Annotated in this window: 10 protein-coding genes, 2 rRNA genes and 2 pseudogenes; 8 read left to right on the forward strand and 6 right to left on the reverse strand. The window is 39.1% G+C overall.

Annotated features, from left to right (window positions below; all coding sequences use genetic code 11):
- Positions 1–68: 68 nt before the first annotated feature.
- Positions 69–1,502, forward strand: coding sequence for a cryptochrome/photolyase family protein (locus IB67_RS03650; RefSeq protein ID WP_372590511.1), 1,434 nt, complete (start codon positions 69–71; stop codon positions 1,500–1,502).
- Positions 1,503–1,512: 10 nt separating this feature from the next.
- On the opposite strand, the gene IB67_RS03655 is transcribed toward IB67_RS03650, so the two are convergent.
- The 3 genes from IB67_RS03655 to IB67_RS03665 are packed head-to-tail and all read right to left on the reverse strand — an operon-like array spanning position 1,513 to position 3,351.
- Positions 1,513–2,409: a CPBP family intramembrane glutamic endopeptidase gene (locus IB67_RS03655; protein WP_014452076.1), complete on the reverse strand. Its 897-nt coding sequence runs from the start codon at positions 2,407–2,409 to the stop codon at positions 1,513–1,515.
- Positions 2,406–3,035 (reverse strand): hypothetical protein, encoded by a 630-nt coding sequence (locus IB67_RS03660; RefSeq protein WP_014452075.1) that lies wholly within the window; start codon positions 3,033–3,035, stop codon positions 2,406–2,408. The genes IB67_RS03655 and IB67_RS03660 overlap by 4 nt, the downstream gene beginning before the upstream one ends.
- The gene (locus IB67_RS03665; protein ID WP_014452074.1) at positions 2,995–3,351 is read right to left on the reverse strand and encodes a hypothetical protein; all 357 of its coding nucleotides are present in this window, start codon (positions 3,349–3,351) and stop codon (positions 2,995–2,997) included. The genes IB67_RS03660 and IB67_RS03665 overlap by 41 nt, the downstream gene beginning before the upstream one ends.
- 239 nt (positions 3,352–3,590) lie before the next feature.
- Between IB67_RS03665 and IB67_RS03670 the strand changes: the two genes are divergently transcribed.
- The gene (locus IB67_RS03670; protein ID WP_014452072.1) at positions 3,591–5,009 is read left to right on the forward strand and encodes a M26 family metallopeptidase; all 1,419 of its coding nucleotides are present in this window, start codon (positions 3,591–3,593) and stop codon (positions 5,007–5,009) included.
- Positions 5,010–5,047: 38 nt separating this feature from the next.
- Here the strand turns inward: IB67_RS03670 and IB67_RS03675 are convergent.
- Positions 5,048–6,202, reverse strand: a pseudogene (locus tag IB67_RS03675) (translation initiation factor IF-2); the annotation flags it as partial.
- Between the two features lie 95 nt (positions 6,203–6,297).
- Between IB67_RS03675 and IB67_RS03680 the strand changes: the two are divergent.
- The 6 genes and pseudogenes from IB67_RS03680 to IB67_RS03705 all read left to right on the forward strand — a co-directional run bounded on the left by IB67_RS03680 (position 6,298) and on the right by IB67_RS03705 (position 12,600).
- Entirely contained in the window at positions 6,298–6,603 is a 306-nt protein-coding gene (locus tag IB67_RS03680; protein ID WP_498875478.1) for an IS1/IS1595 family N-terminal zinc-binding domain-containing protein, read from the forward strand.
- Positions 6,604–6,663: 60 nt separating this feature from the next.
- A pseudogene (locus IB67_RS03685) lies at positions 6,664–7,131 on the forward strand (DDE-type integrase/transposase/recombinase); the annotation flags it as partial.
- Positions 7,118–9,663: ribosomal RNA gene (locus tag IB67_RS03690) — 23S ribosomal RNA — on the forward strand. The pseudogene IB67_RS03685 and the gene IB67_RS03690, both read left to right, overlap by 14 nt.
- A gap of 24 nt (positions 9,664–9,687) precedes the next feature.
- Positions 9,688–9,804, forward strand: a 5S ribosomal RNA gene (rrf, locus tag IB67_RS03695).
- A gap of 135 nt (positions 9,805–9,939) precedes the next feature.
- Positions 9,940–11,232, forward strand: a complete 1,293-nt coding sequence (gene trmFO / locus IB67_RS03700; protein ID WP_011993917.1) for a methylenetetrahydrofolate--tRNA-(uracil(54)-C(5))-methyltransferase (FADH(2)-oxidizing) TrmFO — start codon at positions 9,940–9,942, stop codon at positions 11,230–11,232.
- Positions 11,233–11,235: 3 nt separating this feature from the next.
- On the forward strand, positions 11,236–12,600 hold the full coding sequence (locus tag IB67_RS03705) for an MATE family efflux transporter (RefSeq protein WP_498875479.1): 1,365 nt from the start codon (positions 11,236–11,238) through the stop codon (positions 12,598–12,600).
- Between the two features lie 14 nt (positions 12,601–12,614).
- Here the strand turns inward: IB67_RS03705 and pcm are convergent, their stop codons facing one another.
- Together pcm and IB67_RS03715 are read right to left on the reverse strand one after the other, a co-directional pair.
- Positions 12,615–13,214, reverse strand: coding sequence for a protein-L-isoaspartate O-methyltransferase (pcm, locus tag IB67_RS03710; protein ID WP_498875480.1), 600 nt, complete (start codon positions 13,212–13,214; stop codon positions 12,615–12,617).
- A gap of 23 nt (positions 13,215–13,237) precedes the next feature.
- A complete protein-coding gene (locus IB67_RS03715; RefSeq protein ID WP_498875481.1) occupies positions 13,238–14,182 on the reverse strand; it encodes a calcium/sodium antiporter in 945 nt (314 codons plus the stop codon).
- Between the last annotated feature and the right edge of the window lie 24 nt (positions 14,183–14,206).

A 14,206-nucleotide genomic window follows, 5' to 3' on the forward strand; every position in this document is an offset into this window, starting at 1 on the left:
GAGAGAGTAAGAATTTATGGTAAAATAGGAGTTAATAAGATACAATGGAAATCTTTGGAGGTTTTTGTATGAGGACAATTATTGTTTGGTTTGAGAATGATTTGAGGGTTTCTGATAATCCCGCTCTATATTATGCATCTAAACAGGGAAGAGTTGTTCCAGTGTTTATTTATGCAAGTGATAATGTAAGAGAATTAGGTGGAGCAAAGAAATGGTGGTTACATAAGTCCCTTTTAAGTCTGATCGAAAGTTTGAAAAGTTTAGGAGTAAAATTGATTATCAGAAAAGGGAAAGATTCTTCATCTGTTTTGAAAAGTCTAATCAGTGAGGTACACGCCGATTCGGTTTATTGGAATAAACGTTTTGATCCATTGGCTAAATCAAGGGATGAGAATATAAAGAAAGAGTTGATTTCTTCTGGGATAAACGTCGAATGTTTTGACGGCTTTTTATTGCATAATCCAAATAGTTTCTTTACCGCCGATGGAAAGCCATACGGTGTTTTTACCCCATTCTGGAAGAAATTCCAAAACGAAATTGTTGTGTCAGCACCGTTACCTGTACCAGAGCGTTTGCAAGGTGTGGAGTTCGATGTTCATTTAGAGCGTTTAGAAGATTTGAACTTGTTACCGAAAATAAAGTGGTACGCTGAGATGGAAAATTTCTGGAGTGTTAGTGAGCAAGATGCACAGAAACGTCTAAATTGGTTTATCTCACATGCTTTGGATGGTTATGGAGAAAACAGGGATAGACCAGATTTAGATGGTACGTCCTTGATGTCTCCGTATCTTGCAAGTGGTTTGATTTCGCCAAGACAGATTTGGCATTCGGTTGTAAATAGTAAAAAGAATGGAGTTTCAGAAGGTGCGGAGGCTTTCTTGCGTGAATTGGCTTGGAGAGAGTTTTCTTACCATGTTCTTTATCACAATCCTGATATGGTAAATGCCAATTTGAAAAAGGAATTCGATGCTTTTCCTTGGAGATGGGATAAGACAGATGATTATGTGAAATGGACAAAGGGTTTGACTGGAATTCCGATAATCGATGCTGGTATGCGTCAGTTATGGAAAACAGGTTGGATGCACAACAGAGTGCGCATGATAGTGGCTTCTTGGTTGACGAAAAATCTTCTGATACATTGGAAAATTGGAGAAGAATGGTTTTGGGATACACTTGTGGATGCTGATATTGCTAACAACGTTCAAGGTTGGCAATGGACAGCTGGCTGTGGCGCTGATGCGGCACCGTATTTTAGGATATTCAATCCTGTTTTACAATCGAAAAAGTTTGATCCGAAGGGTATGTACATCAGAAAGTGGGTACCAGAACTTGCAAAACTTCCAGACGAATACATACATGAGCCATGGAATGCACCAGTGTATTTACTTAAAATGATAGGTTTAGAACTTGGAAAAGATTATCCGTTACCCATGGCTTCGATAGAAGAAACAAGAAAAAGGGCGTTGGAAGCTTTTGAAAAAATCAGGCGGAAGAACTTATAGAAATTTTAAGTCAAGGAGTCATATTTTTTCGTATTTTCTCAGCTGGGAAAACTATTTTTATTGGTTTTATAATTAGAATAATTGTGAGTAATATAAAAAACTCTATCCAACTTTGCAGTGAAATAAAATTGAATAAGTTGGAATGTATCAGAAAATTAAACCTTTGCGAATACCAAGCCCCAAAAAAGTTATGTAAAAAGTGAATTAATGTTGCTAAATAAAGGCTTTTTGTGCTTTCGAAGATTATAGTAACTAATGTACCTATTATAAGGATTTCAAAGGCTGTTCTCAGGAAACTTTTCAAAAACAATTGATTCACATTAAACGAAGAGAAATGAACACCAACAAATATCAAATTAACAACTAAACATGACGAAAAAACTCCGAAAAACTTTCTTGAATTTTTATACAATACAAATCGATAAAAAAATTCTTGATAAAGAGCGCCCATAAAAAAGCGAAAAAGAAAAGCAATTTGAACATTAGTTGGCAAAAAATTTATATTTGATTTTACAAAGATTTTTGTAGTATCTGGAATGAGAAAGTTTAAAAATAATAAGATTGAAAAGACAAAAGGTATCGTTATAGTGAGGTAGAGAATGAGTTTTAAATTCTTTTTGATTAACGTGAAAATTTCTTCGTCTTTGAAAAGAAGTTTTGAGAAAAAACTTATAGTTGATATTAGCACAAGAAATTTTAGAAATGAACTTATCATAAACTTATAAATAATAGAGTTATTTTCAATAGCTAATTCATACCTAACTGCTGGATTCAATACTATATCAGCCATTAATCTGAAAAAGTTATTTGCAAATATTCTACTTGTTAAAACAAAAATAATTTCATTAACGATAATTATAGAGATGAACTTGATAAGAAAAACTAATTTATGAGTGTTAATTTTCATTTTTTATAAATCAATCTCCCTACTTTTATATTTTTATCTAAAAGACAAATTCCCGAGAGTAATGTCATACACTTGATTTCTATGGGAATTAAGTTACCTTTCTCACGAAATCTTTGAAGAATTGGGAATAAATAGAAATCCTTTTCAAAATGAAATTCTCTTTCTAATTCTTTAGTAAAGAGAAAAACTATTCTTTTGTCTATACTAAGAACAATAGAGAGTGTCTCTCTTAACTGTGAATTTCTATTATTGAAAAACTTTCCAGAGACTAAAAGTGTAAATTTTTCATCAATTTCTGGCATAAAAGTTGTTCTTTGTCTACCGTTAGAATCAAAAATCAAAAGATCAATTTTGAAATTTTGAGTTAATATTGTGTCTTTGCTCAATGTTTTCTTAAAAAATACTTTCTTACCAAGTTCTATTTTTTCATCTCCGAAAATATTATAACATATTTCTTGGTTGTTCAAAAATAGTTTGTAAGTATCGTTTGTTTTGACCTTAAGCCAATATTCTTTGAAAGAAATATTTTCCGTGCAATTGCTATAAAACAGTACTATTTTTAAATTTTTGAAATCGATATCTTTGTTATTTGGTATATTTCCTTGTCCAATCGTAATCAAATTCACACGGTGCTCCACCACCAGCTACTTTTCTAATGTCTGGTTCTACAATTTGGGTTGATATTATCCCTTCGTTATAGCCTCCAAACGTTATGTATGTTCTGTCTTGTGGTTCAAGCTCTGAATAATAATTACCTGCGAATTCATGTCGAGTTTTTGTATAGTTTGAAGTTCCATACCATCCTGCTGGATCAGGATTATCTTCCCATCTGGAATCTGTTTCTTTTATCGTGTTACTTGCTTTTTTCTGAGCAACAGCTCTTCTCATTTCATCTTCCCATCTTGGAAGATATCCACTTCCGTCTATTCTTGAAATATCCATCTAAATCCCCCCTTGTACAAGCATTTTCAATCAAGATTTTATCAAAACAACTGTTTTGTTGAAAATTCTTTAAATTAGAGATATTGATAAATCTCTTCCGTTTCTTAGAGTTTTCTTTTCTTTTCTTTTCTCATGATTTCTTACAATTTTATTGTTTTAGTTGCTTTTACATTAAATAATATACTATGTATAATTACAACGAGCATTTATGAAAATAAAATTCAAAGGGGGAATAGGTTGTGAGGAAAACATTGTTATTAATTTTGGTATTGCTGTCTGTTTTATTTTTATTTCTTACATACTATCCACGGTTATTTTTCACCGAAGGTAACGGCACACAAGATTCACCATTTGTCATTAAAACAGTGAAGCAATTTAATTCGCTTTCAAAGATACAAACAAAGGGAAAGTTTTTTATTTTGGGGAATGATTTAGATTTTTCAGGAGTTGAGCTTAAACCAATAAAAGTTTTCGGCGGTATACTTGACGGAAATGGACATGTTATCAAGAATTTGAAAATCGCACCGAATAAAGATGGTAATTCAGCCATTTTTGAGAAGATATTGCCAACTGGTCAGATAAAGAACCTAACTTTTGAAAACTTGGTGATAGTACCTGGAGCAAAATCTTCAAGTATCTCTATTTTTAATCAAGGAGAAATCAAAGATTGTAAAGTTTCAGCTGAGTTGTTTTTTAAAGAACCTCCAAAGGCAAGTTCGGAGGTTAGATATTATTATCCGAATACAGTAACAATTTTGGCAATTAAAGTTGGTGGAATCGCGACTGTAAATCAAGGTAAGATAGAAAATTGTACTTTTTCAGGAAAGATTGCATCGGAAATTTTTGAGGATGAGAGACTATATCTGATAAGTGGAATTTGTGTGGAAAATGAAAAAGATGGAACGATAGATAATTGCAAAACCTACGGTGAAATTACATTTGAAAGATTTTATTCCGTTGATATCGCTGGGATATGCACATGGAATAAATCTGGTGGTATGATTAAAAATAGTTCTTCTTCCTTTAAAATCAAAACCGATGGAAATTTTGCAAATGCCGCTGGTTTGGTTTTTAGAAATGATGGAACTATTTCAAGGAGCATTTTTAATGGACAAATGGAAGGAAATAGTGTTGCTGGGATTGTTTATGTGAATTCGAAGACAGGTTTTGTCGATAAGACAGGGATGATTGGTTCTTTAACTGCTTTTAATTCAGTTTGCGGTATTGTAGAATCAAACTTAGGAAGGATTTTTGAAAGTTTCTTCAACGGGGAAATAAGAAGTTATAACAACGTGAATGGGGTGTTTTACGAGAATTTTGGAAAGATAGAGGATGTTTATTTTCACGCTAACGTGTATACAAAAAATATAAATAACATAGGATACAAGTTAGGTGATGGCGGAGAGGTAAATAACGTTTTTTCAAAGGTGATTTTTAAGAACCAAAAAGAACGATTCAATTATTTTGTGAATTATATTTCCGATAAAGCACTCTTTGGAAATTGTATATCCGTTTTTTCAGACGATGGTGTGAATTTTGAAAGAAAAGCAAATATCTCTGATTCGTCGAAGAACTGGGATTTTGAAAATGTTTGGCTTGATAAAGATGGAGAATACGAATTAAGGCTTATGGAAGAAATGCTCAAAAATACCAGATAAAAAATCCCCCAGGATACGATCTGGGGGATTTTTACACTTCATTCAGCTTCCAATTCTTCTTCAGGCTTTTGTTCAGTGACAGTTGTTAGCTTTCTTGGTACTTTCTTGATTATGTAAAATTCCAATTCATCTCCTTCTTTTATATCGTCAAAATTCAAGAACTTAATTCCGCATTCTTGAGGTGCACTGACTTTGTTCACATCTTGTTGATAGTGCTTGAGCGATTCTAATTTACCTTCGAATACAAGTGCGCCATTTCTGTATATCCTTACAAAACCATTCTTTTCCACGTATCCATCGTACATCTGTACACCAGCGATGTTTCCAACTTTGTGTATTTTGAATACCTTCTTTATCTCTCCAGTTCCGGTCTTTTCTTCAACTTCTTCAGGTTCGAGCATTCCTTCGAGAGCGGCTTTGAGTTCTTCGAGTAATTTGTATATGATTGTATATGTTTTTATCTGTACACCCTCCGTTTCTGCAAGTTTTGAAGCTTGGTTATCTGCTTTCACTCTGAAGCCAAGTATAACTGCTTCAGAAGCACTTGCCAACATGACGTCACTTGAATTGATAGCTCCAACAGCTGCGTGGACAACATCGATATCAACTTCGTTTGTTCTAAGTTTTGCTATAGCGTTCTGAAGTGCTTGCAATGAACCAACGGTGTCGGCTTTCAGAATAAGTTTAACTTCTTTCTTTTCGGTTTCTTGCATCTTCTTGAGTATCTCTTCAAGTTTTATCTGGCGTTTCTTTCTCAATTCTCTTGCTTCTATCTCTTTTATCTTTTCGACGATTTCTATCGCTTCTTCTTTTGAATCAACAACGTAAATGATACTGTGTGGATCTGGTAATTCTTCAAAGCCAACTATCATAACCGGTGTTGATGGTTCAGCTTCTTTGATTCGCCTACCTTTGTCATCTATCAACGCTTTAACTTTTCCGTATACTTTACCTGCTACAACGTAGTCTCCAACTTTTAGAACTCCGTCTTTGACAACGGCGTTTGCAACTGGACCATAACCTTTATCGAGTCTTGTTTCGATGGTTACAGCTCTTACAGGACTATCCGGTATACATCTTATATCTTGCATTTCTGCAACTAAAAGAATCATTTCAAGAAGAGTATCGATATTGATTCCATTTCTTGCTGAAATTGGAACGACAATTGTATCCCCACCCCAATCTTCGATAATGTTAACTAAAAGTATTGAAACTTTCCAAAAACCGCATTATCCTTATAAAGAGGGGACACCCCCCAACCAACTCTCGACAAAGGAGGTATCCCGATATGAACAACTCAACGCTCTCTTGTCCAAAATGCGGTTCCACCAGCTTATACAAAAACGGTCATGACAAATACGGTAACCAACAATTCCTTTGCAAACTCTGCCATCATTCTTTCAAACTCTCCCATTCTCAAAAACGCAAAAACTTCCCTTTCCCTTATCCCAAATGCACTTCTTGTGGTAAATCTATGCAAATTTACAAAGTCCGTCGCTCTTTCGTTGTCTTCCGTTGTAGAGCTTGTCGTACCAAAGATAGAGTACCTTTTAACCTCCCCGAACCAGTCACCCTTATTCCTGAGAAATTTTAATATTTCCGCTTCCCTATCTTTTTCGTCTTAAAGGCTTTTGTTTTGTATATGAAACACAATATGTCTTATCGCTCTCTTGCTCATTCTCTTAATATCAAAGTATCTCATGTCACCATATACAAATGGGTTATTAGATTGTGTACTTTATTCTCTGTACTTTTCCCAACATTTACCATCGAAAATGTTTTCTCAGTTCATGCTGATGAAACTGTTCTTGTGTTCAAAGAACAAAAGTACTATGTTTGGCTATTAGTTGATCACGAAACTAACTTAATTCTTTGTTGGCATGTCTCAAAGTACCGTGATATGGGACAAGTCAAAGTATTGCTCGAGAAGTTCTTTGGTAATTCAAAACCTAGAAACATTGAACTTATTACTGATGGACTTGGTGCATATGAAAGTGCAGTAAAGCTGTTGTTCAGAAATATCAATCACGTAGTGGTACCGCTCGGTAAAAACAATCAATGTGAATCTAAGTTTTCATTGTTGAAAGACTTTTTCCGACTCAAGCGAGGGCTGAAGAATACGAAGAACTTAGCGAAATATATTCAAGGATTTTGTGTAGTGAAGAATCTTTGGAAAACGCACAATGGCAATATCAATCGCATTCTTTCACAATTACACTCTTTCATCACTACAAGTTAACACTATCGGGGAGTGAAAGAGACCTGAAACTGCATGCCTACAAGAAGTCGGAGCCCGAGAGGGTGACGATGTGCCTTTTGATTAATGAGCCTGGGAGTTACCGTACCTGGCGAGGTTAAGCCGGTAGAGGCGGAGCCGAAGCGAAAGCGAGTCCGAATAGGGCGCGAGTCAGTAGCGATAGACCCGAAGCCGGGTGAGCTACCCATGGGCAGGATGAAGGTGGGGTAAAACCCACTGGAGGTCCGAACCGGTGGATCGTGAAAAATCCTCGGATGACCTGTGGGTAGGAGTGAAAAGCTAACCGAACTCGGTGATAGCTGGTTCTCCCCGAAATGCATTGAGGTGCAGCCTCAGGAGTTCTGTGGTGGAGGTAGAGCGCTGGTAGGGCTAGTGGGGTAACCTGCGAACCCTGTCAAACTCCGAATGCCGCCACACGAGATCCTGGGAGTGAGCCCGTGAGTGATAAGCTTCACGGACGAGAGGGGAACAACCCAGACCGTCGGCTAAGGGCCCGGAGAGGTGGCTAAGTGTGAAGAGGAAGGATGTGGTGTGGCCCAGACAACCGGGATGTTGGCTTAGAAGCAGCCATCATTTAAAGAGTGCGTAACAGCTCACCGGTCGAGCCGCACTGCGCCGAAAATGTGCGGGGCTGAAGCCACCCCCCGAAGCCACGGAACCTGTCGAAAGGCAGGTTGGTAGGGGAGCGTTCCGCGGTAGGGAGAAGGTAGACTCGAGAGAGCTACTGGACGAAGCGGAAGTGAGAATCCAGGCATGAGTATACGAGAGGATGGTGAGAATCCATCCCCCCGAAAGCCTAAGGGTACCTGGGGAAGGGTCGTCCGCCCAGGGTAAGTCGGGACCTAAGGAAAACCCGAAAGGGGTATCCGATGGGAAACCGGTTAATATTCCGGTACCACCGGCTAACCGATACTGCAAGCGGGGACGCAGGAGGCTAAGCTCCGGGGATAAGTGGCAAATCCCTCCAAGCGGTTAGGCGAAGAGGGCTGTAGGTAAGTCCGCAGCCTGAGCTGAGCCGTGAAGGGGAGACTCCGAAAGGGGTCAACGGAGCTGACGCCACACTGCCAAGAAAAGCCGCGTGTAGTGGTTAGCAGGTGCCCGTTCCGCAAACCGACACAGGTAGGCGGGCTGAAAAAGCTAAGGGGAGCGGGATAACCCTTGCCAAGGAACTCGGCAAATTGACCCCGTAACTTCGGGAGAAGGGGTGCCACGGTAGGTTGAAGTCAGGGGAAGCCGCGAGGTGGAAACTGACGGAGGCCGAGGTGGTCGCAGAGAAATGGCCCTGGCGACTGTTTACCAAAAACACAGGTCTCTGCCAACTCGATGAGAGGAAGTATAGGGACTGACGCCTGCCCGGTGCCGGAAGGTTAAGGGGAGGGGTGCAAGCTCCGAACCGAAGCCCCGGTAAACGGCGGCCGTAACTATAACGGTCCTAAGGTAGCGAAATTCCTTGTCGGGTAAGTTCCGACCTGCATGAATGGCGTAACGACTGGGGCACTGTCTCGGCAGGGGACCCGGTGAAATTTCAGTCTGGGTGAAGATGCCCAGTACCCGCAGCTAGACGGAAAGACCCCGTGGAGCTTTACTGTAGCCTGGTATTGTGCTCTGCTGCGGCGTGTACAGGATAGGTGGGAGGCGAAGAAGCGTGCTCGCCAGGGCACGTGGAGCCGACGGTGGGATACCACCCTCGTTGCAGCGGAGTTCTAACCTACGCATGTGGAGAGCATGCGAGGGACAGTGCCAGGTGGGCAGTTTGACTGGGGCGGTCGCCTCCTAAAGAGTAACGGAGGCGCGCAAAGCTCGGCTCAGGTGGGTTGGAAATCCACCGTTGAGTGCAAGGGCAAAAGCCGGGCTGACTGCGAGACCGACGGGTCGAGCAGAGGGGAAACCCGGTCCTAGTGACCCGGCGACTCCGAGTGGAAGGGTCGTCGATCAACGGACAAAAGTTACCCCGGGGATAACAGGCTAGTCTAGCCCGAGAGTTCACATCGACGGCTAGGCTCGGCACCTCGATGTCGGCTCATCCCATCCTGGGGCTGAAGCAGGTCCCAAGGGTTAGGCTGTTCGCCTATTAAAGGGGTACGTGAGCTGGGTTCAGACCGTCGTGAGACAGGTCGGTCCCTATCTGCTGCGGGCGTAGGAGGCTTGAGGAGGGTCGCCCTTTGTACGAGAGGACCAGGGTGAGGGAGCCACTGGTGTACCAGCTGTACTGCCAAGTGCATACGCTGGGTAGCTACGCTCCTGAGCGATAACCGCTGAAAGCATCTAAGCGGGAAGCGCGCTCCGAGATGAGGCCTCCATAAGGCCGGTCCGAGAAGAGGACCTAGATAGGCTGGTGGTGGAAGCGCCGAGAGGCGTGGAGCCAACCGGTACTAATAGGCCGAAACCTTCACCTTTAAGCCCTATGCACTTTTGAATGACCTGGGTGCCGATACTACGGTGGGAAACGCCCAGAACCATTCCGAACCTGGCCGCTAAGCCACCGTGGGCCGATGGTAGTAAGCGGGCGACCGCTTGCGAGAGTAGGTAGTGCCCAGGATTTCTTAAATCCTCACCCCCTGAATCATTTCGATTCAGGGGGTTTTTGTTTATACTATTACCATTGTGGATGTTGTGGTATAATCTTTTTGCTGTTGAAAATTATTTAATGAAAGAAAGGAGTTATTTTTTTCTATGAATAAATTAGTTCACATCATTGGAGCAGGGCTTGCAGGTTCTGAAGCTGCTTGGCAACTTGTAAAAAATGGTTTTAATGTAGTTATACATGAAATGAAAAGAGTAAAGAAATCACCAGTGCATGTAAGTGAAAATTTTGCAGAGCTTGTTTGTAGTAACTCGTTAAAATCTACTGACTTGAAGAATGCCGAAGGTTTACTAAAAGCGGAAATGGAAATATGGGGAAGTTTAATTTTAGAATGTGCTTACAATAATAGCGTGCCTGCTGGTAAGGCTTTAGCTGTTGATAGAGAAAAATTTTCTCAGTGTGTTACTGAAAAACTTCTTCAAACTGGACTTGTTAAAGTAGTGTGGGAAGAGGTGGAAAAACCTTATACCGATGATATATGGATAATCGCTACAGGTCCAACTACAGATGGAAAGCTTGCTGAATGGATAAGGGAACAAACTGGTGGATTTTTTAATTTCTTTGATGCTGTTGCACCAATTGTTAGTGCAGAAAGTATTAATATGGACGTTTGTTTTGTTGCTGATAGATACGGTGTAGGCACAGGTGACTATATTAACTGCCCTATGACAAAAGAAGAATATGAAAGGTTTTGGAATGAACTTGTAAACGCTCAAGTTATAGAGATAGAAGATTTTGACAGAAAACTTTTATTTGAGAGGTGCCAACCGATTGAAGAAATAGCTCGAAGTGGTAAGGATGCCATGCGTTACGGTCCTCTGAGACCTGTTGGTATTGTAGATCCAAAAACGGGGAAAGAACCATATGCTGTCATTCAATTGAGAAAAGAAAACGTTGAAGGGACTATGTACAATATCGTTGGGTTCCAGACAAGATTAAAGTGGGGAGAGCAAAGAAGAATAATTCAATTAATTCCTGGGTTAGAAAACGCGGAAATTCTAAGATATGGTGTGATGCATAGAAATAGTTATATAGACTCCCCAAAGGTTTTGGATGAGTATTTGAGATTAAAGAAAATGCCAAATGTATTCTTTGCTGGACAGATTACAGGTGTTGAAGGTTATGTTGAATCTGCTATGACTGGATTATACGTCGGCTTAAATATTTCAAGATTAATTTTGGGTAAGGATATGATAAAATTTCCAGAAAAGACTATGTGTGGCGCATTAGTAAGATACATAACAACCGCTCCAGAGCTTAAACCAATGTACGCAAATTTTGGATTACTCGGCGGGGGAAAAGACAGGGAAAAAATAGCTTTGAAAGCGCTTGATGAGATGAAAAAATTCTATCAAATTACTAGTTTGACGATTGGAGGATAAGCGATGAACAATCGAAATATAGAATTGCTGCTCGGAGATTACAGGAAAGCCATTGTAAAGTTATCTATTCCAAATATGATTTCCATGTTTGTCCAGACAATATATAACCTTGTTGACGCTATATGGGTTGCCGGACTTGGAGCTGTTACACTTGCAGCTATGGGATTTTTCTTCCCAATCTTTATGATTGTTGTTTCGATCGCGACGGGAATAACTGTTGGAACAAGTTCGGCTATTTCCAGAAAGATAGGTGAGAAGGATTACGAAGGTGCAAATTCCGTAGCGGAACATTCGATCTTACTTTCGCTGATTGTTTCACTTTTTACAGTTTTAATAGGTATCACAACGTTGATACCTGTTCTTAAAGGTATTGGCGCGAGTGGTGAAGCGCTTCAGAAAGCATATGATTATGGGTTTATAATTTTTTTGTTTACACCATTTCTAATGTTTAACAACACCGCTGTAGGAATATTACGTGGTGAAGGTGATTCTAAAAGACCTATGTATGCTGTAACATTTAGTTCTATATTGAACATCTTTTTGGATCCTATTTTTATATACACATTTAAACTGGGAATTGAAGGTGCGGCTTGGGCTACTGGAATATCTATTATATCGGCGACGTTTATATTTATCTATTATTTATTCTTTTCCGATAAAACTTTTTTAAAGATCTCTTTGAAGAAGTTTAAATACAATGGTAAATATCTCCGAGATATTTCCATAGTTGGTTTTCCAACGGCGCTGGCTCAAATAACGATGTCAATTGCAATTTATGTTTTGAATAGATTTGCTGTGAGTGCTGGAGGGGATGTTGGAGTTGCGACTTTTACGGGAGCATGGAGAATAATAAACCTTGGAACGTTGACTATTATAGGTATTTCTTCTGCTGTAACACCAGTTACAGGTGCAGCTTACGGTGCTAGAAATGTAAAAAGGATACAAGACGCGCTAAGTTATGCTATAAAATTTGCGGAGCTTTTTAGTTTAACCATAATGTTAGGAATATTCATCTTCTCAAAGCAGTTAGCATTTCTTTTCGCTTATTCAAAAGCATCTAGTCAATTGCTTGAAAATATTTCTCAAGCATTAAAAATTTTGTGTTTATTTTTACCAGGTACTCCTCTTGGAATGCTCACGTCCGGGATGTTTCAGGGAATTGGTCAAGGTTTTAAAAGTCTTGTGGCAACTATTCTTAGAACTATCATATTCCAATTATTTTGGACATGGCTATTTGTCGATGTTATAAAAATAGGTTTAGCTGGAGTTTGGTGGGGAATAGTTATCGGAAATGCAAGTGCGTCGTTGGTTACATATACATGGGGCAAGTTGTCGATCCAGAAATTGTACGAGGAGTTTCAAGAATAAGTTTAATTAGTAAACTACTGCATTGGTACAAATCGCACGTGAGTTAGATCTTCTTCAATAATTTTTTCTCCTGATTTTCTAATTAGTTTTAGTATCTGGACATACTCATTACCAACTGGAATAACCATTATCCCATTGTCTTTCAATTGCTCAATTAATTTTTTCGGAATGTGCTTAGCATAACAAGTTACTGTGATTTTGTCAAAAGGGGCATATTCTTCAAAACCTTCTTTGCCATCGCCGATGGTGATGGTTATGTTTTTTATTCCGAGCAAATTGATTCTTTTTTGAGCTTCTTGCGCGAGTTCTGGTATTCGTTCGATGGCGTATATCCAGCCACTTTCACCAACGAGTAGGCTCATAACCGCTGCGTTGTAACCACTTCCTGTACCTATTTCGAGAACTCTGTCCCCATCTTTTAGTTCAAGATACTCACACATCATTCCAACCATATGTGGAGCTGAGATTGTTTGACCATAACCTATAGGGAGTGGAATATCAAGATAAGCACTTTCTTGGAGTTCGCTTGGAACAAATAATTTCCTGTCAATTTTATTCATCGCTTCGATAATTTTTCTTGAAACACCGTAATATTGAAGGTGTTCGAATAACAAATAAGTTTCACCTCGATGGATATTTATCCACGATAGATTAAGTAAATTGTGTAGCCAACGTAAGTTGATACCATAAGCAACCCTTCAAATTTCTCTATTTTCAAATTTTTTGAAAATAGTAACAATATTACAGTAATTATGACAAGCAAAGTTACGTCAAAGTTCAAAACAGTTGTGTAAACTATGGGTTTTATAACAGCTGATATACCCAGTATGAAGAATACATTGAATATATTAGAACCTACTGCATTACCAAGTGCTATTTCGTTATTGCCTTTTATTATTGCAGCTAAAGATGTTGCAAGTTCAGGAATGGAAGTTCCCGCAGCTACTATGGTTAATCCTATGAGTTTATCTGAGACACCAAAAGCTTTTGCTATGTCAACTGCGCCGTTTACTATCCATCTACCGCCAAAAACCAAACCTGCAAGCCCACCAATTATGTATAGAATAGAGATAATTGTACCTAATTGTTTTTCTTTGGTCTTCTCAAGTTCCTCAAACATTTCACGGTCTTTTTGTGCCATTTCCAAGATATAAGACATGAATATCGCAAAGAATAGTAACAAAACTATTCCATCTCCTCTTGTTATAACAGATGGTGTTTTGTTTCCAAGTGCAAGAATGGAAAGTGCTGCTATTAAACTTAATGGAATTTCTTTTCTCAATGTAGAATGTTGGACTATTACAGGTTTTATCATAGCAGATAATCCAACGACAACAAGTATGTTAAAAATATTACTTCCAATAACATTTCCTAAGCTTATATTTGATGTTCCTTTAATGGACGAAACGATATTAACAGCAAGTTCTGGTGCAGAAGTACCAAATGCTACAATTGTAAGACCTATTAATAAATCAGAAACCTTTAGTTTTTTCGCTAAAGTTGACGCACCTTCAACCAATTTGTCTGAGCCAATAGAGACAAAGACAAAACCGATTATGAGAAGTAAGATGCTCAGTATCATATGTAATACCACCTCTTCAAAGAA

Origin of the sequence: Fervidobacterium riparium (genome assembly GCF_025370035.1) — a bacterium.
GTDB classification, from domain to species: Bacteria; Thermotogota; Thermotogae; order Thermotogales; family Fervidobacteriaceae; genus Fervidobacterium; species Fervidobacterium gondwanense.

Excerpts from the sequence above, each read along its gene's own strand:
- IB67_RS03650 (WP_372590511.1), top strand. The coding sequence starts at position 69 with ATGAGGACAATTATTGTTTGGTTTGAGAATGATTTGAGGGTTTCTGAT.
- IB67_RS03655 (WP_014452076.1), bottom strand. The coding sequence starts at position 2,409 with ATGAAAATTAACACTCATAAATTAGTTTTTCTTATCAAGTTCATCTCT.
- IB67_RS03665 (WP_014452074.1), bottom strand. The coding sequence starts at position 3,351 with ATGGATATTTCAAGAATAGACGGAAGTGGATATCTTCCAAGATGGGAA.
- IB67_RS03680 (WP_498875478.1), top strand. The coding sequence starts at position 6,298 with ATGAACAACTCAACGCTCTCTTGTCCAAAATGCGGTTCCACCAGCTTA.
- trmFO (WP_011993917.1), top strand. The coding sequence starts at position 9,940 with ATGAATAAATTAGTTCACATCATTGGAGCAGGGCTTGCAGGTTCTGAA.
- IB67_RS03705 (WP_498875479.1), top strand. The coding sequence starts at position 11,236 with ATGAACAATCGAAATATAGAATTGCTGCTCGGAGATTACAGGAAAGCC.
- IB67_RS03715 (WP_498875481.1), bottom strand. The coding sequence starts at position 14,182 with ATGATACTGAGCATCTTACTTCTCATAATCGGTTTTGTCTTTGTCTCT.